The 25,586-nt window shown below is 61.0% G+C and carries 18 protein-coding genes and 2 tRNA genes; 16 read left to right on the plus strand and 4 right to left on the minus strand.

Translation table 11 applies throughout. The features are described 5' to 3' along the window. The first annotated feature begins 58 nt into the window (after window positions 1-58). The 7 genes from hfq (at window position 59) to PspS04_RS02500 (ending at window position 8,676) form a co-directional block, all read left to right on the plus strand. Window positions 59-319, plus strand: a complete 261-nt coding sequence (hfq, locus tag PspS04_RS02470; RefSeq protein ID WP_010221594.1) for an RNA chaperone Hfq — start codon at window positions 59-61, stop codon at window positions 317-319. A gap of 12 nt (window positions 320-331) precedes the next feature. After that, window positions 332-1,633, plus strand: a complete 1,302-nt coding sequence (hflX, locus tag PspS04_RS02475) for a ribosome rescue GTPase HflX (protein ID WP_095169573.1) — start codon at window positions 332-334, stop codon at window positions 1,631-1,633. A gap of 96 nt (window positions 1,634-1,729) precedes the next feature. Continuing rightward, window positions 1,730-2,896, plus strand: coding sequence for an FtsH protease activity modulator HflK (gene hflK, locus PspS04_RS02480; protein WP_095169572.1), 1,167 nt, complete (start codon window positions 1,730-1,732; stop codon window positions 2,894-2,896). Beyond that, the gene (gene hflC / locus PspS04_RS02485; protein ID WP_095169571.1) at window positions 2,896-3,765 is read left to right on the plus strand and encodes a protease modulator HflC; all 870 of its coding nucleotides are present in this window, start codon (window positions 2,896-2,898) and stop codon (window positions 3,763-3,765) included. Before hflK ends, hflC begins: the two co-directional genes overlap by 1 nt. A gap of 306 nt (window positions 3,766-4,071) precedes the next feature. Beyond that, a complete protein-coding gene (locus tag PspS04_RS02490; protein ID WP_095169570.1) occupies window positions 4,072-5,259 on the plus strand; it encodes an ATP phosphoribosyltransferase regulatory subunit in 1,188 nt (395 codons plus the stop codon). A gap of 54 nt (window positions 5,260-5,313) precedes the next feature. Further along, complete coding sequence (locus PspS04_RS02495; RefSeq protein WP_095169569.1) at window positions 5,314-6,603, plus strand: adenylosuccinate synthase; 1,290 nt, start codon at window positions 5,314-5,316, stop codon at window positions 6,601-6,603. 138 nt (window positions 6,604-6,741) lie between these two features. Continuing rightward, a complete protein-coding gene (locus PspS04_RS02500) occupies window positions 6,742-8,676 on the plus strand; it encodes a methyl-accepting chemotaxis protein (protein ID WP_159993451.1) in 1,935 nt (644 codons plus the stop codon). A gap of 21 nt (window positions 8,677-8,697) precedes the next feature. Here the strand turns inward: PspS04_RS02500 and PspS04_RS02505 are convergent, their stop codons facing one another. The 4 genes from PspS04_RS02505 to PspS04_RS02520 form a co-directional block, all read right to left on the minus strand. Then, a complete protein-coding gene (locus tag PspS04_RS02505; RefSeq protein ID WP_159993453.1) occupies window positions 8,698-10,263 on the minus strand; it encodes an ABC transporter permease in 1,566 nt (521 codons plus the stop codon). Further along, entirely contained in the window at window positions 10,263-11,273 is a 1,011-nt protein-coding gene (locus PspS04_RS02510) for an extracellular solute-binding protein (protein WP_095169566.1), read from the minus strand. Before PspS04_RS02510 ends, PspS04_RS02505 begins: the two co-directional genes overlap by 1 nt. A 276-nt stretch (window positions 11,274-11,549) precedes the next feature. After that, a tRNA-Leu gene (locus PspS04_RS02515) sits at window positions 11,550-11,636 on the minus strand. Between the two features lie 165 nt (window positions 11,637-11,801). After that, window positions 11,802-11,888: transfer RNA gene (locus PspS04_RS02520), tRNA-Leu, on the minus strand. Between the two features lie 225 nt (window positions 11,889-12,113). On the opposite strand from PspS04_RS02520, the gene rnr reads away from it, so the two are divergent. The 9 genes from rnr to PspS04_RS02565 all read left to right on the plus strand — a co-directional run bounded on the left by rnr (window position 12,114) and on the right by PspS04_RS02565 (window position 25,551). Continuing rightward, the gene (gene rnr, locus PspS04_RS02525) at window positions 12,114-14,744 is read left to right on the plus strand and encodes a ribonuclease R (RefSeq protein WP_159993455.1); all 2,631 of its coding nucleotides are present in this window, start codon (window positions 12,114-12,116) and stop codon (window positions 14,742-14,744) included. Continuing rightward, on the plus strand, window positions 14,741-15,508 hold the full coding sequence (rlmB, locus tag PspS04_RS02530; protein WP_159993457.1) for a 23S rRNA (guanosine(2251)-2'-O)-methyltransferase RlmB: 768 nt from the start codon (window positions 14,741-14,743) through the stop codon (window positions 15,506-15,508). Before rnr ends, rlmB begins: the two co-directional genes overlap by 4 nt. 314 nt (window positions 15,509-15,822) lie before the next feature. After that, complete coding sequence (gene rpsF / locus PspS04_RS02535; protein ID WP_003217491.1) at window positions 15,823-16,245, plus strand: 30S ribosomal protein S6; 423 nt, start codon at window positions 15,823-15,825, stop codon at window positions 16,243-16,245. A 28-nt stretch (window positions 16,246-16,273) separates the two neighbouring features. Beyond that, complete coding sequence (gene rpsR, locus PspS04_RS02540) at window positions 16,274-16,504, plus strand: 30S ribosomal protein S18 (protein ID WP_002551829.1); 231 nt, start codon at window positions 16,274-16,276, stop codon at window positions 16,502-16,504. A gap of 36 nt (window positions 16,505-16,540) precedes the next feature. Continuing rightward, window positions 16,541-17,434, plus strand: coding sequence for a hypothetical protein (locus tag PspS04_RS02545; RefSeq protein WP_095169563.1), 894 nt, complete (start codon window positions 16,541-16,543; stop codon window positions 17,432-17,434). A gap of 19 nt (window positions 17,435-17,453) precedes the next feature. Continuing rightward, entirely contained in the window at window positions 17,454-17,900 is a 447-nt protein-coding gene (rplI, locus tag PspS04_RS02550) for a 50S ribosomal protein L9 (RefSeq protein WP_095169562.1), read from the plus strand. Window positions 17,901-18,010: 110 nt separating this feature from the next. Next, entirely contained in the window at window positions 18,011-19,405 is a 1,395-nt protein-coding gene (gene dnaB, locus PspS04_RS02555; protein ID WP_017336265.1) for a replicative DNA helicase, read from the plus strand. 185 nt (window positions 19,406-19,590) lie between these two features. Beyond that, complete coding sequence (locus tag PspS04_RS02560) at window positions 19,591-21,897, plus strand: YgiQ family radical SAM protein (RefSeq protein ID WP_095169561.1); 2,307 nt, start codon at window positions 19,591-19,593, stop codon at window positions 21,895-21,897. A 363-nt stretch (window positions 21,898-22,260) separates the two neighbouring features. Continuing rightward, a complete protein-coding gene (locus PspS04_RS02565) occupies window positions 22,261-25,551 on the plus strand; it encodes a transglutaminase family protein (protein WP_159993459.1) in 3,291 nt (1,096 codons plus the stop codon). Window positions 25,552-25,586: the final 35 nt, after the last annotated feature.

A 25,586-nucleotide genomic window follows, 5' to 3' on the forward strand; every position in this document is an offset into this window, starting at 1 on the left:
CTGAAAGCTTTCTGCTTACCTATTTTTTTATTATTAAATCCTTAAAGGAGTGCGGCACATGTCAAAAGGGCATTCGCTACAAGACCCTTACTTGAATACTTTACGTAAAGAGAAAGTTGGGGTTTCCATCTACCTGGTCAACGGGATCAAACTGCAAGGCACGATCGAGTCGTTCGACCAGTTCGTCATCCTGCTGAAGAACACCGTCAGCCAGATGGTCTACAAGCACGCTATCTCTACAGTGGTACCGGTTCGTCCAATTCGTCTGCCTAGCGCAACCGAATCCGAACAGGGTGACGCTGAGCCAGGTAACGCCTGATAGGAGTCTCCTTTGTTCTTTGAGCGCCACGGTGGTGGTGAACGAGTGATCCTTGTTCACTTGGATGGACAGGACCCTGAGGCGCGCGAAGATCCGCAGGAGTTTCAGGAACTGGCTAATTCGGCGGGCGCCGAGACCGTTGCGTTTTTTAACGTGCCGCGTCATCGGCCAACCGCCAAATTCCTGATTGGCAGCGGCAAGGTCGAGGAGCTACGCGACCTGGTCCATGCCGAAAAGGCCGATCTGGTAATTTTCAATCACATCCTCACGCCCAGTCAGGAACGTAACCTCGAACGTGTTTTCGAGTGTCGCGTGATCGACCGTACCGGTCTGATTCTCGATATTTTCGCCCAGCGCGCCCGTACCCATGAAGGCAAGCTCCAGGTCGAACTGGCCCAGCTTGACCACATGAGCACCCGCCTGGTTCGTGGCTGGACTCACCTTGAGCGTCAGGGTGGCGGTATCGGCATGCGTGGCCCGGGTGAAACCCAGTTGGAAACCGACCGCCGCCTGCTGCGGGTTCGCCTGCGACAGATCAAGGGGCGGCTGGAAAAAGTGCGTAGCCAGCGCGAGCAATCGCGACGGGGTCGATCGCGTGCAGATATTCCTACCGTGTCTCTGGTGGGGTATACCAACGCCGGTAAATCCACGCTCTTCAACAACGTCACTAAATCCGACGTGTACGCGGCTGACCAGTTGTTTGCCACGCTGGACCCGACCTTGCGCCGTCTGGAACTGGACGACCTGGGGCCGATTGTCCTGGCGGACACTGTGGGTTTCATCCGCCACTTGCCGCACAAGCTGGTCGAGGCATTTCGGTCTACGCTCGAAGAGTCGAGCAACTCCGACTTGCTGTTGCACGTGATCGATGCGGCCGAACCGGATCGCATGTTGCAGATCGAGCAGGTGATGGTGGTGCTGGGCGAGATTGGGGCTCAGGACTTGCCGATCCTCGAGGTCTATAACAAACTCGATTTGCTTGAAGGCGTTGAGCCACAAATCCAGCGCGATGCCGATGGCAAGCCGCAACGGGTCTGGCTCTCGGCGCGTGATGGCAGTGGTCTGGAATTACTTGAGCAAGCGATTGCCGAGTTGCTGGGCAGTGAGTTGTTTGTGGGTACATTGCGTTTGCCGCAACGATTCGCTCGACTGCGCGCACAGTTCTTCGAGCTGGGCGCAGTACAGAAAGAAGAATACGACGAAGAAGGCATCAGTTTGCTGGACGTTCGTTTGCCACGGGTCGAACTCAATCGACTGGTGAGCCGCGAGGGAATGCAGCCGCTGGAATTCATCGAGCAACACACTTTGCAATAAAAGCCTGAAAAAGCGGTTGTGCCGCTATGACGGGCATTCTGTAGCATTGGTCGGCGCGCCGTGGGTGCGTCTTTGCTTTATCAGATGGAGAGCGCTATGGCTTGGAATGAGCCGGGTGGCAACTCGAATAATCAGGATCCTTGGGGTGGTAAGCGCCGCAATAATGGCGACCGCAAGGGGCCACCAGATCTCGACGAGGCCTTCCGAAAGCTGCAGGAAAGCCTGAATGGGTTGTTCGGTGGTGGTAAAAAACGTGGTGACGATGGCGGTAGTTCGAGCAAGGGCGGCGGTTATGGCCTGCTCGGCATCGGCCTCGTCGTGCTGGCGGCCGTGTGGCTGTACAGCGCGGTTTATGTGGTCGACGAGCAGGAGCAAGCCGTAGTGCTGCGCTTCGGCAAGTACTACGAGACCGTTGGCCCGGGCCTGAACATCTACCTCCCGCCGATCGACAAGAAGTACATGGAAAACGTCACGCGTGAGCGTGCCTATACCAAGCAGGGTCAAATGCTGACTGAAGACGAGAACATCGTCGAAGTGCCGCTGACCGTGCAGTACAAGATCAGCAACCTGCAGGACTTCGTGCTGAACGTCGATCAGCCGGAAATCAGCCTCCAGCACGCAACCGACAGTGCCCTGCGCCACGTGGTGGGTTCTACCGCCATGGACCAGGTGCTGACTGAAGGTCGTGAATTGATGGCCAGCGAAATCAAGGAGCGTCTGCAACGCTTCCTCGATACCTATCGCACCGGTATCACCGTGACCCAGGTCAACGTACAGAACGCAGCGGCACCGCGTGAAGTGCAGGAAGCCTTCGATGACGTGATCCGTGCCCGTGAAGACGAGCAGCGTTCGCGCAACCAGGCTGAAACCTATGCCAACGGCGTCGTGCCGGAAGCGCGTGGTCAGGCCCAACGCATCATCGAAGACGCCAACGGTTACCGTGACGAAACAGTCTCGCGCGCCAAGGGTGAGGCCGACCGCTTCACCAAGCTGGTGGCCGAGTACCGCAAGGCTCCGGAAGTCACTCGTGAGCGTCTGTACCTGGACACCATGCAGGAAGTCTTCAGCAACACCAGCAAGGTTCTCGTGACCGGCAACAAGAATGGCCAGAGCAATCTGCTGTACTTGCCGCTGGACAAGATGATCGACAGTGGCCGTCCTGCCAGCGCTCCGGCGACCGGTGCCGCGGCCAGCAGCAATGAAGCGAATGCGCGTGCGGCAGCAGATCTGCAGCAACAGGCACGTACCAGGGAGAGTCGCTGATGAGCAATAAATCGCTGATCGCCCTTATTGTCGGCGTTGTCGTGGCGATCGCTGCCTGGAACTGCTTCTACATCGTGGCTCAGACCGAGCGTGCGGTGTTGCTGCAGTTCGGCCGCGTGGTCCAGGCTGATGTCCAGCCAGGCCTGCATGTGAAAGTGCCCTACGTTAACCAGGTGCGTAAATTTGACGCACGCCTGATGACCCTGGATGCACCGACACAGCGTTTCCTGACGCTGGAAAAGAAAGCCGTGATGGTCGATGCGTACGCCAAGTGGCGAGTCAAGGATGCCGAGCGCTTCTACACTGCGACATCCGGCCTCAAGCAGATTGCCGACGAGCGTTTGTCCCGCCGTCTGGAATCGGGCCTGCGTGACCAGTTTGGTAAGCGCACCCTGCACGAGGTGGTGTCTGGTGAGCGTGATGCGCTGATGGCGGATATCACGGCTTCGTTGAACAAGATGGCGGAACAAGAGCTGGGCATCGAAGTTGTCGATGTTCGGGTCAAGACCATCGACCTGCCGAAGGAAGTGAACCGCAGCGTGTTCGAGCGTATGAGCACCGAGCGTGAGCGTGAAGCCCGTGAGCACCGTGCCAAGGGTAACGAGCTGGCAGAAGGCATCCGTGCCGACGCCGATCGTCAGCGCCGCGTACTGTTGGCTGAAGCCTATCGTGAATCCGAAGAGGTTCGCGGTGACGGTGATGCCCAGGCCGCTTCGATCTACTCCAAGGCCTACGGCCAGGACCAGGAGTTCTACGCGTTCTATCGTAGCCTGCGTGCCTACCGTGAAAGCTTCGCGAACAAATCCGACGTCATGGTCCTGGATCCAAGCAGCGACTTCTTCCGTTACCTGGAAAAAGCCAAGCCTTGATCCGACACTGATCCAAAAGGAACCCCGCCGGGCGGCTAAAGCCTCTCGCGGGGTGATCCTTTGGGAAAACGTGTGTATGATGCGGCAGCCGGGAAATTCCCGGCTTTTTTGCGTCTGCACGTTTGATTGCGTGCAGTCGGGTTGAACAACTCGACAGGTTTTTCGAGGAAAGTGTTTGGCGAGGCCGGATTCAGGCCGATCGCCACGTCGTCCATGCGCGTGAAATTCTGTGCATGGGCCAGACATTTTCTGCTTCACTCAAGGCCGGCCGAGGGTTGGCCGCCCGGATCAAAGGGGAATGGCGTAATGGCAACGGTAGACCGCTGGCTGCTGCCAGATGGCATCGAAGAAGTACTGCCACCAGAGGCGGCGCGCATTGAAGTGGCGCGCCGTCAGGTGTTGGATCTGTTCCAGAGCTGGGGTTACGAGTTTGTCGTGACTCCCCATATCGAGTACCTGGAATCCCTGCTGACCGGTGCGGGCCAGGACCTGGATCTGCGCACCTTCAAGGTCATCGACCCGCAGTCTGGCCGGCAGATGGGTTTTCGTGCCGACATCACGCCGCAAGTGGCGCGCATCGATGCGCACACCCTGCGCCGCGAAGGCCCGAGCCGCCTGTGCTACGCCGGCAGTGTGCTGCATGCGCAGCCCCGTGCCTTGTCGACTTCGCGCAGCCCGATCCAGCTGGGCGCCGAGTTGTACGGCGACGCCAGCCCGAGTAGCGACGTCGAAGTCATCAGCCTGATGCTGGCCATGCTGCAACTGGCCGATGTGCCGGATGTGCACATGGACCTGGGCCACGTCGGTATCTACCGCGGCCTGGCCCGTGCGGCCGGTTTGTCCGGTGAGGTCGAGCAACAGCTGTTCGACGCCTTGCAACGCAAGGCTATCGACGAGGTCATTACCTTGACCGAAGGCCTGCCTGCCGACCTGGCGGGCATGCTGCGGGCGCTGGTCGACCTGTGTGGCGGCCGTGAAGTGCTGGCTGCTGCCCGTGAGCGCCTGGCCCAGGCGCCGGCGCCGGTGCTGGCAGCGCTGGACGACTTGCTGGCGATTGCCGAGCGGCTGTCCGTGCGTTTCCCGCAGTTGCCGCTGTACTTCGACCTGGGTGAGCTGCGTGGCTACCACTACCACACCGGTGTGGTGTTCGCGGTATTCGTGCCGGGTGTTGGCCAGTCCATTGCCCAGGGCGGTCGTTACGACGACATCGGCGCCGACTTCGGTCGCGCTCGTCCGGCCACCGGCTTCTCCACCGATTTGAAAACCCTGGTGACCCTGGGGCGTGCTGAGATCGAGCTACCGTCTGGCGGTATCTGGATGCCTGACAGTACGGATGCGGCACTCTGGCAGCAGGTTTGCCAGTTGCGCAGTGAGGGTCAGCGTGTCGTCCAGGCATTGCCTGGGCAACCATTGGCCGCCGCCCGTGACGCGGACTGCGACCGGCAATTGATTCAGCAGAACGGGCTTTGGCAAGTATTGCCGCTGGCTTCTTGAGTTTTCCTGCCGGCCGCTGCCGGCACCAAGTTTGCGCGAATGAGGACAAGTGTTATGGGTAAGAATGTCGTAGTCCTGGGCACCCAATGGGGTGATGAGGGCAAAGGCAAGATCGTTGATCTGCTGACCGAACATGCTGCCGCCGTAGTGCGCTACCAAGGTGGCCACAACGCTGGCCACACGCTGGTGATCGATGGCGAAAAAACTGTCTTGCACCTGATCCCTTCGGGCGTACTGCGCGAAGGCGTGCAGTGCCTGATCGGCAACGGCGTGGTGGTTGCACCAGACGCCCTGCTGCGCGAGATCACCAAGCTGGAAGAGAAAGGCGTACCGGTGCGCGAGCGCCTGCGTGTCAGCCCTTCCTGCCCGCTGATCCTGTCGTATCACGTAGCGCTGGACCAGGCTCGTGAAAAGGCCCGTGGCGAGCTGAAGATCGGTACTACCGGTCGCGGTATCGGCCCGGCCTACGAAGACAAGGTTGCGCGTCGTGGCCTGCGTGTGGGCGACCTGCTCAACATGCCGCGCTTTGCAGACAAACTGCGTGAACTGGTGGATTACCACAACTTCATGCTGGTGGGTTACTACAAAGAGCCAGCCATCGACTTCGAAAAGACCCTGGCCGAGTGCAAGGAATACGCCGAGCTGCTCACCCCGCTGATGCTGGATGTGACTGCCGAGCTGCACGACCTGCGTCGCGCTGGCAAAGACATCATGTTCGAAGGCGCCCAGGGTTCGTTGCTGGACATCGACCACGGCACCTACCCGTACGTGACCAGCTCCAACACCACCGCTGGCGGCGTTGCTACCGGTTCGGGTGTTGGCCCGATGTTCCTGGACTACATCCTGGGCATCACCAAGGCCTACACCACGCGCGTGGGTTCGGGTCCATTCCCGACTGAGCTGTTCGACGAAGTCGGTGCGCACCTGGCCAAGCAAGGTCACGAGTTCGGCGCGACTACCGGTCGTGCTCGTCGTTGTGGCTGGTTCGACGCCGTTATCCTGCGTCGCGCTATCGATGTGAACAGCATCTCGGGTATCTGCCTGACCAAGCTGGACGTACTCGACGGTCTGGAGACCATCAATATCTGCGTCGGCTACAAAGATGCAGAAGGCAACGACATTGCTCCGACCGACGCCGACAGCTACCTGGGCCTGCAGCCTGTGTACGAAGAAGTGCCAGGTTGGACCGAATCGACCGTGGGTGCCAAAACCCTGGAAGAGCTGCCAGCCAATGCCCGTGCTTACATCAAGCGCGTTGAACAGCTGATCGGCGCGCCGATCGACATTATTTCGACCGGTCCGGACCGCAACGAAACTATCGTTCTGCGTCACCCGTTCGCTTAATAAGCTGTTGATGTAAAACACAAAGGGCCCCTGATGGGGCCCTTTGTCGTTTGTGCCTGCCGGGCGGCATGACCTTTGCTGTGAATATCCCTTCGAGCGTGCTATCAGTTTAATAGCATCCAAGTAGAGGGATTTTCTGTGTCGGCCGTTCTCTCACTGTTACAAAGCCGTTTGTTGCGGCCCGTATTCGTTACCCTTGGTATCGCCCTTTTGGTGCAGGTGCTGGTGGCGGTTGCCCTGACGCGGAGCACCGTGACCGCCCTGGAGGCGGATCTGGGCGCGCGTCTGGGCGCCGATAGCCAGAAGCTTTCGGGTGAACTGGAGCAGGCCGGACGCGAGGTCACTTCCAGTCTGGATAACCTCTCCACCAGTACCCGTCAGCGCCTGACGGCCGGTTTGTCTTCGCGACTCGAGGATGAGCAGGCACAACTGCGCGCCACCCTGGAAAAGGACCTCAAGGACTCGGCCAATGACATGGCCCAGCTCCTGGCATCGGTCGCACCGCGCGCCATGTGGGACAGCGATGTTCCGACCCTGTCCGAGTTCGCCCGGCGCGCCCAGCGCAATCCCAATGTGTTGTTTGTGGTGTACGACGATGCCACCGGCCAGCACCTGACCCGCTACCTGAACCGGGAAAACCCGATCAACAAGGCCCTTTTGGAGAAAGGCCAGGGCGAACGCGCCTTGGATAAAGTGCTGGATGCGGCGAAAAACGATCTGTCGGTGTTCTACGTCGAGGCATCGATCAACCCTAATGGCGTGGAAATCGGCAAGGTACTCATGGGGGTTTCCACGGCCTCGGTCGAGGCGGACCTGGCTGCACTCGACAAGCGCTTCTCGGCGCTGATCGCCAGCAGCGATCAGCTGGTCGGTGACAGCCTCAAGGGCGCCGCGGCTGACAGCGCTACAGCCATGCGCGCGCGCCTGCAGTCGGCGCAGGCCACTGCCAGCGAGATGCAGGCCAATACCACCGCTACCGTACAGGAAGCCGCGGCGACTCTGCGCTGGCGGATCGGCATGGCGTTGGCCCTGGTCGGCTGCGGTGTGTTGCTGCTGCTCGCGGTGGTGCTCGGGCGGCGAGTGGTCAATCGCCTGAAGTTACTGATTGCCGCGATGGATGACCTGGCGGCGGGCGAGGGCGACCTGACCAAGCGCGTGCAGATCAACAGCCAGGACGAAATCGGTGACATGGCGTCGGCGGTCAATCGGTTTGTGGATAAGTTGCAGCCGATCGTTCGCGAGGCCGGTGATGTGGCCCAGCGCACAGGTGTGGAAATCGGCGCCATGAGCCAACGTAACGCCGGGGCCGATGCCGCGGCGAAATCCCAGCGCGATGAAGTGGCAGAGAGCCTGCGGGCGCTGTCACAGATGGCGGACGAGGCGCAGGCTGAAAGTCATGCCATGCAGGCGGCCTTGCAGCAGGTGGTGGATATTCGCCAGGCGACCGATGAAAACACCCGTACCTCGGCTCAGGTCGGCAGCTTGATCGAAGCGCTGGCCGGGCAGGTGGATACGGGCGCCAAGGTGATCGAGCGGCTGGCCCAACAAAGCGAGCAGATCGAGGTGGTCCTGGAAGTGATCCACGGCATTGCCGAGCAGACCAATCTGCTGGCCCTTAATGCCGCGATCGAAGCGGCGCGGGCCGGTGAGACCGGGCGCGGTTTCGCGGTTGTGGCGGACGAAGTGCGGGCACTGGCGAGCAAGACACAAAGCTCCACCGGCGACATCCAGGCGCACATCGGTGCCCTGCAGCAGGGCGCGCGTGAAGCGGTTGCGGCGATCGGCCAGGCAGGGCGCCAGGCCAACGAAGGGTTGTTGGTATTACGCGACAATGCACGGCTGCAGCAGTCGGTGCAGGCCTCCGTCGAGCAAGTGCATGCGGCCATCGGCCTGGCGACCCAGGCGGCGGCGCACCAGGCCAAGGGCGCGCAAGCGGTGCGTGGGCGGGTCCAGACCATCCATGCCCAGGCCGAGAAGGCGGCCCAGGCGGTGGTTGAAACCACGGCCAGCGGCAAAGTGCTGGATGGCTTGGCGGCGCAGTTGAAGGCCAGCCTGGGGCAGTTCCGGGCGTAGGGCTTGCCCGCAATAGCCATCTCAGCGACTCAAATACATCCGGGTAGTCAACAGATACACCGGCAGCCCCGACACCAGAATCAGCAGCGCCGCATAGGGTGCTGCTGCCGCAAACTCGACATTCGCAGTGTGAGCCCAGACCTCGGTGGCCAGGGTGTTGAGCCCGGTCGGGCTGAGCAGCAGGGTCGCCGTCAGCTCTTTCATCGCATCGAGGAACACCAGGGCAAAGGCTGCGCCCAGCGCCGGAAAGATGATCGGCAGCGTCACTCGCACAAAGGCGCTGAACGAGGACGCGCCGAGGGTGCGGGCGGCCTCTTCGAGTTGCGGAGCGGCCTTGTTCAGGGCCGTGCGAATCGGTGCCTGGGCCAGCGGCAGGAATAGCAAGGCGTAGGCGATCAGCAGCAACCCCGAGGTCTGGTACAGCGCCGGCACATAGTGCAAGGCGAAGTAGACCAGCGTCAGGGCGATCACCAGGCCAGGCAGCGCGTGCAGTAAATACGGCAGGCGTTCAGCCCAGAGCGCCAGGCGGCCCTTGTAGCGCACCACCAGCAAGCCCACGGGCACCGCCAGCACCAGGCACAGCGCTGCGCCGCCCAGGGACAAGGCCAGCGATGACAGCAGCGCTTCGCCGATTGCCGCCATCGGGAAAGCTGCCGATGAGCCTACCGCCAGCCAGTACCCGAGCATGCCCAGGGGAATCCCGCTGCCGACAATCGCCAGCAACAGGCAGTAAAGCTGGCCTAGCGGTGCCAGGGCGCCCAGGCGAACCTGCTCGGCATGCCGCGCGGCACCCTGGCCGATCCGCACATGGCGGCCCTTGCCGCGCACCCGCAGCTCCAGCCACAACAGCACCAGGCACAGCGCCAGCAGGACGGCGGAGAGCATTGCCGCATTGGCGTTGCTGAACTCCAGTTCAAACTGTTGATAGATCGCCGTGGTGAAAGTTTGCAGGCCGATGATCGACAGGGCGCCGAATTCCACCAGCATGTGCAGGGCAATCAGCAGCGAGCCAGCCAGCAGCGAGGGCCAGAGCAGAGGCAGGGTGATCTTGAAGAACACGCCCCAGCGGTTCAGGCCCAGGGTGCGGGCCGACTCCTCCAGGGCGGGGTCGAGATTGCGCAGGGTCGCCGCCACCGGGAGGAAAATCAGCGGGTACTTGGACAGGCTCATCACCAGGATCGCCCCGCCCAGGCCTTCGAAGCTGGCACTCAGGGAGACCCAGGTGAAGCTGCTGACGAAAGCCGGGACGGCAAACGGCAAGCACAGAATCACTCCCCATACGCGCCGCCCCCGCAGGTTGCTGCGCTCCAGCAGCCAGGCCAGCGACAGGCCGACCAAGGCGCAGGCCAGCGTGACGCCGATCATCAGCAGCAGGGTGTTGCGCAGCAGGCCGAACACATAGGGCCGCCATAGCAGATGCACCGCCTGCGCCCAGCCGGCCTGCCAGGCTTTGAGGCCGACATACAGCAGTGGCAACAGGCTCAGGCAGACCAGCAGCAGCACCGGTAGCAGCAACCAGATCGAAGGCCGCTTGCGCCGGGGTACATAGGCTGCGCGCGAGGCGGAGGCGGGCAGGGAGGCGCTCATCAGTTCAAGCCAACTTCACGTTCCAGTTCCAGGGCTTCCTCGGCATTGCCCAGGTCGGCCGGGGTGACTTTCGGCGCTTGCAGTTCGTTGAACGGCTTGAGTCCGCGGTCCGACTCCATGCCTTTATGCAGCGGGTACTCGGCGGTGGTCTGGGTAATCACACGCTGGCCCTCTTCGCTGGCCATATAGGCGAGTAGTTGCTGGGCTTCTTGCGGGTGTTTGCTGGACTTGAGCACGGCGGCGCTGGAAACGGTGATCAGGCCGCCGACGTCGCCGTCGCTGAAGTAATACAGCTTCGAGTCGAGCTGGCCTTTTTCCCGTTGCAGGGCGAACCAGTAGTAGTTGTTCACCAGCACCGTGGCTACTTCACCGTTTTCCACGGCCTTGAGGGCGACCATGTTGTTGCTGTAGGTCTTGCCGAACGCCCGCAGGCCGGTCAGCCATTCTTCGGCCGCATCCATGCCGTGCACTTTGATGATCGCCACGGCCTGTTCCTGGAACGCGCCACTGGTGGGTACGAACCCGACCTTGCCTTGCCATTTCGGATCGGAGAACTCCATCACCGATTTTGGCAGGTCTTTTTCGTCGATCAGTTTCGGGTTGTAGGCCACCACGCGGACCCGGGCGGTGACGCCGATCCAGGTGCCATTGCTGGCCACGTAATCCTTGGGCAGCACTGCCAGAGTGGCATCGTCGGTCTTGGCCAGCAGGCCTTGTTCGCCCAGCTTGTTCAGTGGCGGCGACTCTTCGGTGTAGATCACGTCGGCGGGTGAGCGCTCGCCTTCCTCCACGACCTGGCTGGCAAGCTGGTTGCTGCTGCCTTTGCGTACGTTGACGTGAATCCCAGTCTTGGCTTCGAAGGCTTTGGCGACGGCATCGCCGACTTCCTTGTGCTGGCCGTTATAAAGCGTCAGGGAAACCGGATCGGCCGCCTGGGTGAGTGGGCAGGCCAGGGCCAGCCCTAGCAGCGTGAAGGTCAGGCCGCGGCGCAGGGTATTTCGAAACATCATTCGCAGGGTTCCTCACTGTCGCATTGCAAAAACTTGAAACAATGATAAACGATATTATTTCTCAAGTGCGGACGCTGATTCCTGTAGGAGCGAGCTTGCTCGCGATGGGCGTGAACGATGGCGCGTTCTGTCTGAGAACAAGTGCTGGTCTCGAGTGCATCGCGAGCAAGCTCGCTCCTACAGAAGAGGGTGGGGTGTTTTTCGGAGGCCGGAAACGCAAAAACCCGCTTTCGCGGGTTTTTGTGAGATTCAAGATCATCGACCTTGAATTTGAATTGGTGCCCAGAAGAAGACTCGAACTTCCACGACCTTGCGGTCACCAGCACCTGAAGCTGGCGTGTCTACCAATTTCACCATCTGGGCAGTATCGACAACGTTGCCGCTGTTGATGTGGCGCACTATACGGAGCGCTATTTGATCTGTAAACCCCTGATTTAATAAAATTAAATCAAACCGCTAAAATGCAAAAACCCGCTTTCGCGGGTTTTTGTGTGAGCCTTGAAATTGAACTAATCTCAAGCTCGTAATTGGTGCCCAGAAGAAGACTCGAACTTCCACGACCTTGCGGTCACCAGCACCTGAAGCTGGCGTGTCTACCAATTTCACCATCTGGGCAGTATCGGCAACGCTGTACGTCGTCGATGGCGCGCACTATACGGAGCGTCGTTTTAACTGTAAACCCCTGATATCAAAAAAACAGGGAAAACTTTACGAATGCTGCCAGGCGGTCGCATTCCGGCGGCAGGAAAGGGCATTTGGGGCCTTCAGTAGCCTGAAATTTCCCGTTTCATTACGCCTATGCCAAACTAACCCGCATATAGACAAGGTGAAAACTCTCTAATGGCCGATTGGCAGTCCCTCGATCCCGAGGCCGCTCGTGAAGCGGAAAAATATGAAAACCCTATTCCTAGCCGCGAACTGATCCTTCAGCACCTTGCTGATCGAGGTTCGCCTGCTAACCGCGAGCAACTGGTCGAAGAGTTTGGTCTGACCACAGAAGACCAGGTCGAAGCCCTGCGCCGCCGCCTGCGCGCCATGGAGCGCGACGCTCAACTGATCTACACCCGTCGTGGTACTTACGCACCGGTGGACAAGCTCGACCTGATCCTTGGCCGCATCAGCGGTCACCGTGACGGCTTCGGCTTCCTGGTGCCGGACGACGGCAGTGACGACCTGTTCATGAGCCCGGCGCAAATGCGCCTGGTGTTCGACGGCGACCGTGCCCTGGCGCGCGTGTCTGGCCTGGATCGTCGCGGGCGTCGCGAAGGCATGATCGTCGAAGTGGTGTCGCGTGCTCACGAAACCATCGTCGGCCGCTACTTCGAAGAAGGCGGCATCGGCTTTGTCGTCGCTGACAACCCGAAGATCCAGCAGGAAGTGCTGGTGACCCCGGGCCGCAACGCCAACGCGAAGGTCGGTCAATTCGTTGAAGTGAAGATTACCCATTGGCCAACCCCACGCTTCCAGCCGCAAGGCGACGTGGTCGAGGTAGTGGGTAACTACATGGCGCCGGGCATGGAAATCGATGTCGCCCTGCGCACCTACGACATTCCTCACGTCTGGCCGGAAGCGGTCCTCAAGGAAGCGGCCAAGCTCAAGCCGGAAGTCGAAGAGAAGGACAAAGAGAAGCGCATCGACCTGCGCCATCTGCCGTTCGTCACCATCGACGGCGAAGATGCCCGCGACTTCGATGACGCCGTCTACTGCGAGTCCAAGCCAGGCAAGCTGCGCCTGTTCTCCGGCGGCTGGAAGTTGTACGTGGCGATTGCCGACGTTTCCAGCTACGTGAAGATCGGCTCGGCCCTGGATAACGAGTCCCAGGTTCGCGGCAACTCGGTGTACTTCCCCGAGCGCGTGATCCCAATGCTGCCTGAGCAGCTGTCCAACGGCCTGTGCTCGCTGAATCCGCACGTCGATCGCCTGGCCATGGTTTGCGAGATGACCATCTCCAAGTCCGGCGAAATGACCGACTACTGCTTCTACGAAGCGGTGATCCACTCCCACGCCCGCCTGACCTACAACAAGGTCAGCGCGATGCTGGAAACGCCGAAACTCTCCGAGGCGCGTCAACTGCGCGGCGAGTACAACGACGTCCTGCCACACCTCAAGCAGCTCTACTCGCTGTACAAAGTGTTGCTGGCCGCTCGTCACGTGCGCGGTGCGATCGATTTCGAAACCCAGGAAACCCGGATCATCTTCGGTTCCGAGCGCAAGATCGCGGAAATTCGCCCGACTGTGCGTAACGACGCGCACAAGCTGATCGAGGAATGCATGCTGGCGGCCAACGTGGCCACCGCCGAGTTCCTCAAGAAGCACGAGATTCCTGCGTTGTATCGTGTTCACGATGGCCCGCCACCGGAGCGCCTGGAAAAACTGCGCGCCTTCCTCGGCGAGCTCGGCCTGTCCCTGCACAAAGGCAAGGATGGTCCGTCGCCGAAGGACTATCAGGCCTTGCTGGCCGGTATCAAGGATCGCCCGGATTTCCACCTGATCCAGACGGTCATGCTGCGTTCGTTGAGCCAGGCGGTGTACAGCGCGGACAATCAGGGCCACTTCGGCCTGAATTACGAAGCCTATACCCACTTCACCTCGCCGATCCGCCGCTACCCGGACCTGCTCACGCACCGGGCGATTCGCAGTGTCATCCATTCGAAGATGAACACCCCGCACGTCAAGCGTGCTGGCGCGATGAGTATTCCGAAGGCGCGTATCTATCCGTACGACGAAGCGACGCTGGAGCAACTCGGCGAGCAGTGCTCGATGAGCGAGCGCCGCGCCGACGAAGCCACTCGCGACGTGGTGAACTGGCTCAAGTGCGAGTTCATGAAAGATCGCGTGGGCGAGTCGTTCCCGGGTGTGATCACCGCCGTGACCGGTTTTGGCCTGTTCGTCGAGCTGACCGATATCTATGTCGAAGGCCTGGTCCATGTCACCGCGTTGCCGGGCGACTACTACCACTTCGACCCTGTGCACCACCGCCTGGCCGGTGAACGTACCGGCCGCAGCTTCCGCCTCGGCGACACCGTTGAAGTGCGCGTGATGCGGGTTGACCTGGACGAGCGCAAGATCGACTTCGAGATGGCGGAAAAAACCATCAGCGCACCGATCGGCCGCAAGAAGCGCGGCAGCGAAACCGCCGCTCCGGCTGCCAAGACCGCCGCAGAACCGGCGCCGGCGAAAACCGGTCGTCGTGGTCCTGCCAAGGAAAAGGCTGCCGAAGCCTACCGCCCAAGCGATGCCGCGGCGAAAAACGCCGAAGTGCGCAAGAGTCGGGAAATGAAACAGGCGTTGCTGGCCGAAGCGAAAAGCGGTGGTAAAGCGGCGTCTGGGGGAAAGACCGGACGGTCGGCGCCTGAAAAGGCCACCGGCGGCAAGCCAGCCAAACCGAGTAAACACCGTAAGGGTCCGCCAAAAGCGGGCTCGGCTCCAGCCAAAAGCGGCGGGGCACGTAAACCTAAGGCCAAGTCATGAGTCAGTTGGAAAAAATCTACGGCGTGCATGCGGTAGAAGCATTGCTGCGTCACCACCCGAAACGCGTCAAGCAGATCTGGCTGGCCGAAGGCCGCAGCGATCCGCGGGTGCAGACGCTGATCGAGCTGGCTAGCGAAAACCGCGTTGCGGTCGGCCAGGCCGAGCGTCGTGAGCTGGATGCCTGGGTCGAGGGCGTGCACCAGGGCGTGGTTGCGGATGTCAGTCCGAGCCAGGTCTGGGGTGAGGCCATGCTCGACGAGCTGTTGGACCGTACCGACGGCGCACCGCTGTTGCTGGTGCTCGACGGTGTGACCGACCCGCACAACCTCGGTGCCTGCCTGCGTTCGGCCGATGCGGCCGGTGCGCTGGCGGTGATCGTGCCGAAGGACAAGTCAGCGACCCTGACCCCGACTGTACGAAAAGTAGCCTGTGGCGCTGCGGAAGTGATTCCGTTGGTGGCCGTGACCAACCTGGCGCGCACCCTGGAAAAACTCAAGCAGCGTGGCTTGTGGGTGGTCGGAACGGCGGGCGAAGCCGAGCAGAGCCTGTATCAGCAGGACATGACCGGCCCGACGATCCTGATCATGGGCGCCGAAGGCAGCGGCATGCGTCGCCTGACCCGTGACCTGTGCGACTACCTGGTGCACTTGCCGATGACCGGCAGCGTCAGCAGCCTCAACGTGTCCGTGGCCACAGGTGTCTGCCTGTTCGAAGCCCAGCGTCAGCGCAGCGTAAAAGCTGCAGGGACCGGCAAAAAGTCCTGACCCGGTTGTGTTCCCTGTAGGAGCGAGCTTGCTCGCGATAGCGGTGCAACATTCGGCATCAATGTTGAATATTGCGCCCTCATCGCGAGCAAGCTCGCTCCTACAGGGGTTTGTGGTGTCGCGCAAATGCGCATGCGAACGAACTGTTCAAATATTCACCAATAACCTTGCACCTCTCCTGTCCCTTCTCTACAATTGCGCCCCTTGCTGTGACGGCAGGCACGCATGTGTCTATCGCAAGCAAGTCCATAAGTGTCATTCACTCCTTGTCTGACCGCTTTTGAGCGGCAGGCTACAACCCGTAAGGAGCATTCATGCGTCATTACGAAATCATCTTTTTGGTCCACCCGGATCAAAGCGAGCAAGTCGGCGGCATGGTTGAGCGTTACACCAAGCTGATCGAAGAAGACGGCGGCAAAATCCACCGTCTGGAAGATTGGGGCCGTCGTCAACTGGCCTACGCAATCAACAATGTTCACAAGGCTCACTACGTGATGCTGAACGTTGAGTGCACTGGCAAGGCCCTGGCCGAGCTGGAAGACAACTTCCGCTACAACGATGCAGTGATCCGTAACCTGGTCATCCGTCGCGAAGAAGCCGTTACCGGCCAATCCGAGATGCTCAAGGCTGAAGAAAACCGCAGTGAGCGCCGTGAGCGTCGCGACCGTCCTGAGCACGAAGGCGCCGAAAGCGCTGATAGTGATGACAGCGACAACAGCGATAACGCTGACGAGTAATCCACGGACCTTTTAAGGAGCCTATCAAATGGCACGTTTCTTCCGTCGTCGTAAATTCTGCCGCTTCACCGCTGAAGACGTGAAAGAGATCGATTACAAAGATCTCAACACTCTGAAAGCCTACGTATCCGAGACCGGCAAAATCGTTCCAAGCCGCATCACCGGTACCAAAGCACGTTATCAGCGTCAGCTGGCCACCGCTATCAAGCGCGCCCGCTTCCTGGCCCTGCTGGCCTACACCGACAGCCACGGCCGCTGAGACCGGGCAGTCGACACGTAGTAAGGGATTGAATGCATGCGTGCCATAGCTGAGTTCATCATGCGCGGCCGTATGCAGGCCACTCTCGTAGTGGCCGGATGCGCGGCATTGCCGTTGTTGTATTGGTTGGGTGCTGCCGCAGGGAGCCTGGTGCTGCTGCGGCGCGGATTGAAGGACGCCTTGGGCGTCCTTGCTCTGGGGATGCTGCCAGCCTTGATTTGGTGGCTGTATTCCGATGATCCACGGGCACTCATGGTGCTGCTGGGATCTTCGGGCCTTGCGTTGGTTTTACGCGCAAGTGAGTCCTGGAACCGCACGCTGCTGGTCAGCGTAGCGATGGGAGTGGTGTTTTCGGTGGTGCTGGGTGCGGTTTACCGTCCCCACATCGAGATGCTGGCACAGGAACTGGTCAAGATCCTGCCGCTGGCCCTCGGTGACCTCTACCAGCAATTGTCGGTAGAGGAGCGAGCGCGTCTCGCCGCCCTGATTGCACCGGTCCTGACTGGCCTGATAGCGGCCTTGTTGCAAATCGTCAGTGTGCTGAGCCTGATTGTCGGGCGCTACTGGCAGGCGTTGTTGTACAACCCCGGTGGTTTTGGTCGCGAGTTTCGCGCCATCCGAATCCCGCTGGGGCCGGCGATGTTGCTGCTGGCGTGCATGCTTCTGGGGCCGAACTTCGGTACCCAGATGGCCATGTTGACGCCGTTGTGCAGCGTACCGCTGGTGTTCGCCGGGCTGGCCTTGATTCATGGGCTGGTGGCTGAAAAGCGACTGGCCAAGTTTTGGCTGGTGGGGTTGTACGTAACGCTGTTGCTGTTTATGCAGCTGATCTATCCGTTGCTGGTGGTCCTGGCCATTGTCGACAGCCTGATTGATTTTCGCGGTCGTTTGACGCCGAAAGACGTCGATAACGCGAACGGTGAAGGTTAAAAGTTAAGAGGATTTTCACATGCAACTGATCCTTCTGGAAAAAGTCGCCAACCTGGGCAACCTGGGCGACAAAGTGAACGTTAAGGCTGGTTACGGCCGTAACTACCTGCTGCCTTACGGCAAAGCTACCGCTGCGACCGCTGCCAACCTGGCTGCGTTCGAAGAGCGTCGTGCTGAGCTGGAAAAACTGGCTGCAGACAAAAAAGCTTCGGCTGAAAGCCGCGCTGCCCAACTGGCTGAGCTGGAAGTGACTATCACTGCCACCGCCGGTGACGAAGGCAAGCTGTTCGGTTCGATCGGTACTCACGACATCGCTGATGCACTGACCGCCTCTGGCGTTGAAGTTGCAAAAAGCGAAGTTCGTCTGCCGAACGGCACCATCCGCAACGTAGGTGAATTCGACGTAGCCGTGCACCTGCACGCTGAAGTTGAAGCCACCGTACGCGTTGTCGTGGTAGCAGCTTAAGCAGCACCTAACTGACTGGCACCTCGCGTGTCAGCCAGTTAACATCGGGCACGATCCTGTTTACAGGTCGTGCCTTTTGTTTTTCTACGATCCCCTAATTCCAAGTGGCCATGAACGATATCTCCGCTCCTGAGCAATACGATCTGCAAACCGCCGCGTTGAAAGTGCCGCCCCATTCCATCGAGGCCGAACAGGCTGTACTCGGTGGTCTGATGCTGGACAACAACGCCTGGGAACGCGTGCTCGATCAGGTCTCGGACGGTGATTTCTATCGTCATGACCACCGCCTGATTTTCCGTGCGATTGCCAAGCTGGCGGACCAGAACTCACCGATCGACGTGGTGACTCTTGCCGAACAGCTCGACAAGGAAGGCCAGACCTCCCAGGTGGGCGGCCTCGGTTATCTGGGTGAGCTGGCGAAAAACACCCCGTCGGTCGCCAACATCAAGGCCTACGCCCAGATCGTTCGTGCCCGGGCAACATTGCGGCAGTTGATCGGTATCGCCACCGAAATTGCCGACAGCGCCTTCAATCCCGAAGGGCGTACGGCTGAAGAGATTCTCGACGAAGCCGAACGGCAGATCTTCCAGATCGCCGAGGCCCGGCCTAAAACCGGCGGCCCGGTGAGCGTGAATGACCTGCTGACCAAGGCCATCGATCGCATCGACACCCTGTTCAACACCGACAACGCGATCACCGGCCTGTCCACCGGCTACACCGACCTCGACGAGAAAACCAGCGGCCTGCAACCGGCTGACTTGATCATCGTCGCCGGCCGTCCGTCCATGGGTAAAACCACCTTTGCGATGAACCTGGTGGAAAACGCCGTGTTGCGCAGCGACAAGTGCGTACTGGTCTACTCCCTCGAGATGCCAGGCGAATCGCTGATCATGCGTATGTTGTCGTCCCTGGGCCGTATCGACCAGACCAAGGTCCGGGCCGGTCGCCTGGACGACGACGATTGGCCGCGCCTGACCTCGGCGGTCAACCTGCTCAACGACCGCAAGCTGTTCATCGACGATACGGCCGGTATCAGCCCTTCGGAAATGCGCGCGCGGACCCGCCGACTGGTGCGTGAGCACGGTGACGTCGCGCTGATCATGATCGACTACCTGCAGCTGATGCAGATCCCGGGGTCGGGTGGCGACAACCGGACCAACGAGATTTCCGAGATTTCCCGTTCCTTGAAGGCCCTGGCCAAGGAATTCAACTGCCCGGTAGTGGCGTTGTCCCAGCTCAACCGCTCCCTGGAGCAACGACCGAACAAACGGCCAATCAACTCCGACTTGCGGGAATCCGGAGCGATCGAGCAGGATGCCGACGTGATCATGTTCGTTTACCGAGACGAGGTGTATCACCCGGAAACCGAGCACAAGGGCATCGCCGAAATCATCATCGGCAAGCAGCGTAACGGCCCGATCGGCACCTCACGACTGGCGTTCATCGGCAAGTACACGCGCTTCGAAAACCTCGCGCCGGGCAGCTACAATTTCGACGACGAGTAAACTCTTCAGCGCCTGAGGGGCCCAATCGCGGGCAAGCCCGCTCCCACAGGGTTAGTGTGATCCCTGTGGGAGCGGGCTTGCCCGCGATTGGGTCGCCGTAATTTCCGACCATAACCGTCGGAATTGGTCAAAATTTGTGCTATATTCCGCGCCCGCGATTTTTCATCTCAACACCGGTCACCGTCATGCAAACAGCCAAGCCGTTATTTGACTATCCCAAGTACTGGGCCGAATGTTTCGGTCCTGCGCCATTCCTGCCGATGAGCAGGGAGGAGATGGATCAGCTTGGCTGGGATTCCTGCGACATCATCATCGTTACCGGTGATGCGTACGTCGACCACCCATCGTTCGGCATGGCCATCATCGGCCGGCTGCTGGAGTCCCAGGGCTTTCGCGTCGGGATCATTGCCCAGCCGAACTGGCAGTCCAAAGACGATTTCATGAAGCTCGGCGAGCCGAACCTGTTCTTCGGTGTCGCGGCCGGCAACATGGACTCGATGATCAACCGCTACACCGCCGACAAGAAGATCCGTTCCGACGACGCCTACACCCCAGGTGGCATGGCCGGCAAACGTCCGGATCGCGCAAGCCTGGTGTACAGCCAGCGCTGCAAGGAAGCCTACAAGAATGTGCCGATCGTGCTCGGTGGCATCGAAGCTTCCCTGCGCCGCATCGCCCACTACGATTACTGGCAGGACCGGGTGCGCAACTCGATCCTGATCGACGCCTGCGCCGACATCCTGCTGTACGGCAACGCCGAGCGGGCCATTGTCGAAGTCGCCCAGCGCCTGTCCTACGGACACAAGATCGAAGACATCACCGACGTGCGCGGTACTGCGTTCATTCGTCGTGACACGCCTGCAGGCTGGTACGAAGTCGATTCCACGCGCATCGACCGTCCGGGCAAGGTCGACAAGATCATCAACCCGTACGTCAACACCCAGGACACCCAAGCCTGCGCCATCGAGCAGGAAAAAGGGCCAGTCGAGGATCCGAGCGAAGCTAAAGTCGTGCAGATCCTGGCCAGCCCGCGCATGACCCGCGACAAGACCGTGATTCGCCTGCCATCGGTGGAAAAAGTCCGTGGTGACGCGGTGCTCTACGCCCACGCCAACCGGGTATTGCACCTGGAAACCAACCCGGGCAACGCCCGTGCGCTGGTGCAGAAGCATGGCGAAGTCGACGTCTGGTTCAACCCGCCGCCGATTCCGATGACCACCGAAGAAATGGACTACGTGTTCGGCATGCCCTACGCCCGTGTCCCGCACCCGGCGTACGGCAAGGAGAAGATCCCGGCCTACGACATGATCCGCTTCTCGGTCAACATCATGCGTGGCTGCTTCGGTGGCTGCACCTTCTGCTCGATTACCGAGCACGAAGGCCGGATCATCCAGAACCGTTCCGAAGAGTCGATCATTCGCGAAATCGAAGAGATCCGCGACAAAGTGCCAGGTTTCACCGGGGTCATTTCCGACCTTGGCGGGCCGACCGCGAACATGTACCGCATCGCCTGCAAGAGCCCGGAAATCGAATCCGCGTGCCGCAAACCATCCTGCGTGTTCCCGGGCATCTGCCCGAACCTCAATACCGACCACTCGTCGCTGATCCAGCTGTATCGCAGCGCACGCGCCTTGCCGGGCGTGAAGAAGATCCTGATCGCCTCGGGCCTGCGTTACGATCTGGCGGTCGAGTCGCCTGAGTACGTCAAGGAACTGGTGACCCACCACGTCGGTGGTTACCTGAAGATCGCCCCGGAACACACCGAGGAAGGTCCGCTCAATCAGATGATGAAACCGGGCATCGGCAGCTATGACAAGTTCAAGCGCATGTTCGAGAAGTACACCAAGGAAGCGGGCAAGGAGCAGTACCTGATTCCGTACTTCATCGCGGCCCACCCGGGCACCACCGACGAAGACATGATGAACCTGGCCCTGTGGCTCAAGGGCAACGGATTCCGCGCCGACCAGGTACAGGCGTTCTACCCGTCGCCGATGGCCACGGCCACCGCCATGTACCACTCGGGCAAGAACCCGCTGCGCAAGGTCACCTACAAGAGCGACGGCGTGACCATCGTCAAGAGCGAGGAGCAGCGTCGCCTGCACAAGGCGTTCTTGCGTTACCACGACCCGAAAGGCTGGCCAATGCTGCGTGAAGCGCTGACCCGCATGGGCCGCGCCGACCTGATCGGGCCGGGCAAGAACCAGTTGATCCCGCTGCACCAGCCGGCTAGCGACAGCTACCAGAGTGCCCGTCGCAAGAACTCGACGCCGGCTGGCAGCCATAAAGTGGCGGCGACGGAAAAGACCACCAAGATCCTCACCCAGCATACCGGCCTGCCGCCGCGTGCCAGTGATGGTGGCAATCCGTGGGACAAGCGTGAACAGGCCAAGGCTGCGGCGTTCGCCCGTAACCAGCAGGCGGCCAAGGAGCGTAAGGATGCGGCCAAAGGCAAGGGCCCGAAACCTGCGCGCAAGCCGGTTGTGCCGCGCTAAGCCGCGCCCCCGCTGAACAGAACGCCAACCTTCGGGTTGGCGTTCTGCATTTCAGGCTTGGGAAATGTACTGGAGCTGCTGGCCTCATCGCGGGCAAGCCCGCTTCCACAGTGTTGGAGGTTGTCTGCTTTATTGCATTCGCAGCGATCCTTGTGGGAGCGGGCTTGCCCGCGAAGAGGCCGGAACTGACAACCAATTTCTGACGGATCGCCACATTTACGTGCACCTGCGCCAAACCATTTTCCTGCAGCGCCCGATTTTGGTGCTGTACTGCCTCAAGCAACCGGAGAAAGCGCCAGCGCTGCTGTATGGCATAAGTCTTGCGCGGTGCCCGGTACGCTTTAGGCTCGCAGGAGGCACGCCGTGTCGATTCATGTCGCATTGCACCACGTCACGCACTACCGCTACGACCGCGCCGTCGAACTCGGCCCGCAGATCGTGCGCCTGCGCCCGGCGGCCCATAGCCGCACGCGGATCCTCTCTTATTCGCTGAAAGTGTTGCCCGAGCAGCACTTCATCAACTGGCAGCAAGACCCCCAGGGCAACTACCTGGCGCGCTTGGTGTTCCCGGAAAAGACTGAGCAACTGCGCATCGAAGTCGACTTGCTGGCCGAAATGGCGGTGTTCAACCCGTTCGATTTTTTCCTCGAGCCCTACGCCGAGCACATCCCGTTCGCCTACGCCGCGGATGAACGCAAGGAACTGGCGCCGTACCTCGAAACCCTGCCGCTGACCCCCAGGCTCAAGGCTTATCTGCAGGGTATCGAGCGCACACCGCTGCCGGCCGTGGATTTCCTGGTGGCCCTCAACCAGCGCCTGAGCGAAGACATCGGTTACCTGATTCGCATGGAGCCCGGGGTCCAGACCCCGGAATACACCCTGGAGCACGCATCCGGTTCATGCCGCGACTCGGCCTGGTTGCTGGTGCAGCTGCTGCGCAACCTCGGGCTGGCAGCGCGTTTTGTCTCGGGTTACCTGATCCAGCTCACGGCGGACGTGAAGAGCCTCGACGGGCCGTCCGGCACCGAAGTGGATTTCACCGACTTGCACGCCTGGTGCGAAGTCTACCTGCCGGGTGCGGGCTGGATCGGCCTGGACGCCACCTCTGGGCTGTTTGCCGGTGAAGGACATATTCCGTTGGCCTGTAGTCCCGATCCGTCCTCTGCGGCCCCAATCAGCGGCTTGGTTGAACCTTGTGAGTGTGAGTTCAGCCATGAAATGTCGGTGGAGCGGATCTGGGAAGCGCCCCGGGTCACCAAGCCCTACACCGAGGAGCAGTGGCAGGCCATCCAGACCCTGGGCCGGCAGATCGACGGCGACCTGCTGGCCGGCGATGTGCGGCTGACCATGGGCGGCGAGCCGACCTTCGTTTCGATCGACGACCCGGATGGCGCCGAATGGAACACCGCCGCGCTCGGCCCGGACAAACGTCGGCTATCTGCCGAGCTGTTCCAGCGCCTGCGCAAGCATTACGCGCCCAAAGGCCTGGTGCATTTCGGCCAGGGCAAATGGTACCCCGGCGAGCAACTGCCGCGCTGGTCGCTGAACTGCTACTGGCGGCGTGATGGCGTACCGGTCTGGCACAACAGTGCGTTGATCGCCGATGAGCAGCAGGACTACGGTGCGGATGGTGCGCTGGCCGGGCGTTTTCTGGCGAGTGTCGCCGAGCGCTTGAAATTGCCTGCGCGTTTTGTATTCCCGGCTTACGAAGATCATTTCTATTACCTGTGGCGCGAAGGCAACTTGCCGCTGAACGTCAGCGCCGAAGACCCGCGCCTGGACGAGCCGCTGGAGCGTGCGCGGCTGCGCAAGGTCTTCAGCCAGGGCCTGGACAAGGTGATTGGCCAGGTCCTGCCGCTGGCGCGCACCGCCCAGGGCGACCAGTGGCAAAGCGGGCGCTGGTACCTGCGCGATGAGCATTGCCGGTTGATTCCCGGCGATTCCCCCCTGGGCTATCGATTGCCACTGGGTTCCCAGCCTTGGGTAAAAGCCGCGGAGTATCCGTTCATTCACCCGCAGGACCCCAACCAGGACTTCCCAGCACTGCCGGGCACCGCGCAACTGGCGGTCCACGCTACGCCCGCAGAGGCCGAGGAGCGCGTGCCGGCACTCGACGAGTCGGCCGACTGGCTGACCCGCACCGCGTTCTGCGCCGAGGCTCGGGAAGGGCGCTTGTACCTGTTCATGCCGCCGCTTGCGCGGCTCGAGGATTACCTGGAGCTGGTCAGCGCCATCGAGGCCACCGCCCAGGAACTGCATTGCCCAGTGTTGCTGGAGGGTTATGAACCGCCCAGTGATCCGCGCCTGAGCAATTTCCGGGTGACCCCGGACCCAGGCGTGATCGAGGTCAACGTGCAGCCGTCCGCCACTTGGGATGAGCTGGTGGAGCGCACCGAGTTCCTTTACGAGGAAGCCCGCCAGACCCGCCTGACCAGCGAAAAATTCATGATCGACGGCCGCCACACCGGCACCGGCGGCGGTAACCATTTTGTACTGGGAGGCGCGACTCCGGCCGACTCACCCTTTCTGCGGCGTCCGGACCTGCTGCGCAGCCTGATCAGCTACTGGCACAACCACCCGTCCTTGTCCTACCTGTTTTCCGGCCTGTTCATCGGCCCGACGTCCCAGGCGCCGCGGGTCGACGAGGCGCGCAACGATGCCTTGTACGAGCTGGAAATCGCCTTCGCGCAAATGCCGCCGCCGGGTGAGGCCTGCGCTCCCTGGCTGGTGGATCGCCTGCTACGCAACCTGTTGATCGATGTCACCGGCAACACCCACCGCGCCGAGTTCTGTATCGACAAACTCTATTCGCCGGACGGTGCGACCGGGCGTTTGGGCCTGCTGGAGTTGCGGGCCTTCGAGATGCCGCCCCATGCGCGTATGAGCCTGGTCCAGCAACTGTTGCTGCGGGCCCTGGTGGCGCGCTTCTGGCGCGAGCCCTATGCGCCGGCCAAGCTGGCGCGCTGGGGGACGGAGCTGCATGACCGGTTCCTGCTGCCGCACTTTATCGAGCAGGACTTTGCCGATGTGCTGGTGGATCTCAACGCCGCCGGGTATGCGTTGCGCGCCGAATGGTTCGCCGCCCACCTGGAGTTCCGTTTTCCCAAGGTCGGCGATTATGCGGTCAGCGGCATCGAACTGGAGCTGCGCCAGGCGCTGGAGCCCTGGCATGTGCTGGGCGAGGAGGGCGCAACGGGAGGTACGGTGCGTTATGTCGACTCGTCCCTGGAACGCCTGCAGGTCAAGCTCACGGGGCTGGCTGCGCAGCGCTATGTGCTGACCTGCAATGGGGTTGCGGTGCCGCTGCAGCCGACCGGTCGGGTCGGCGAGTTTGTCGCCGGCGTGCGGTTCCGCGCCTGGCAGCCCGCCAACTGCCTGCAGCCAACCATCGGGGTGCATGCGCCCTTGGTGTTCGACCTGCTCGACACCTGGATGCAGCGCTCCCTGGGGGGCTGCCAATACCACGTTGCCCATCCGGGAGGGCGCAACTACGACAGCCTGCCGGTCAACGCCAACGAAGCCGAGAGCCGGCGCATGGCGCGGTTTTTCCGGCTTGGCCACAGCCCGGGACCCCTTCAGGTCCCGACCCTGACTATCAATGATGAGTTGCCCATGACCCTGGATTTGCGCCGGTTTGCGCAGGCCAGCCAATAACAGACCTGCCATAGTTATGCGCTAACCTGATTTTT

The organism is Pseudomonas sp. S04 (assembly GCF_009834545.1).
Lineage (GTDB): Bacteria > Pseudomonadota > Gammaproteobacteria > Pseudomonadales > Pseudomonadaceae > Aquipseudomonas.

Bases quoted from the DNA above. Each gene is read 5' to 3' on its own strand.
- hfq (WP_010221594.1), top strand. From the start codon at position 59: ATGTCAAAAGGGCATTCGCTACAAGACCCTTACTTGAATACTTTACGT.
- hflK (WP_095169572.1), top strand. From the start codon at position 1,730: ATGGCTTGGAATGAGCCGGGTGGCAACTCGAATAATCAGGATCCTTGG.
- hflC (WP_095169571.1), top strand. From the start codon at position 2,896: ATGAGCAATAAATCGCTGATCGCCCTTATTGTCGGCGTTGTCGTGGCG.
- PspS04_RS02490 (WP_095169570.1), top strand. From the start codon at position 4,072: ATGGCAACGGTAGACCGCTGGCTGCTGCCAGATGGCATCGAAGAAGTA.
- PspS04_RS02495 (WP_095169569.1), top strand. From the start codon at position 5,314: ATGGGTAAGAATGTCGTAGTCCTGGGCACCCAATGGGGTGATGAGGGC.
- PspS04_RS02505 (WP_159993453.1), bottom strand. From the start codon at position 10,263: ATGAGCGCCTCCCTGCCCGCCTCCGCCTCGCGCGCAGCCTATGTACCC.
- PspS04_RS02510 (WP_095169566.1), bottom strand. From the start codon at position 11,273: ATGATGTTTCGAAATACCCTGCGCCGCGGCCTGACCTTCACGCTGCTA.
- rnr (WP_159993455.1), top strand. From the start codon at position 12,114: ATGGCCGATTGGCAGTCCCTCGATCCCGAGGCCGCTCGTGAAGCGGAA.
- rlmB (WP_159993457.1), top strand. From the start codon at position 14,741: ATGAGTCAGTTGGAAAAAATCTACGGCGTGCATGCGGTAGAAGCATTG.
- rpsF (WP_003217491.1), top strand. From the start codon at position 15,823: ATGCGTCATTACGAAATCATCTTTTTGGTCCACCCGGATCAAAGCGAG.
- rpsR (WP_002551829.1), top strand. From the start codon at position 16,274: ATGGCACGTTTCTTCCGTCGTCGTAAATTCTGCCGCTTCACCGCTGAA.
- PspS04_RS02545 (WP_095169563.1), top strand. From the start codon at position 16,541: ATGCGTGCCATAGCTGAGTTCATCATGCGCGGCCGTATGCAGGCCACT.
- rplI (WP_095169562.1), top strand. From the start codon at position 17,454: ATGCAACTGATCCTTCTGGAAAAAGTCGCCAACCTGGGCAACCTGGGC.
- dnaB (WP_017336265.1), top strand. From the start codon at position 18,011: ATGAACGATATCTCCGCTCCTGAGCAATACGATCTGCAAACCGCCGCG.
- PspS04_RS02560 (WP_095169561.1), top strand. From the start codon at position 19,591: ATGCAAACAGCCAAGCCGTTATTTGACTATCCCAAGTACTGGGCCGAA.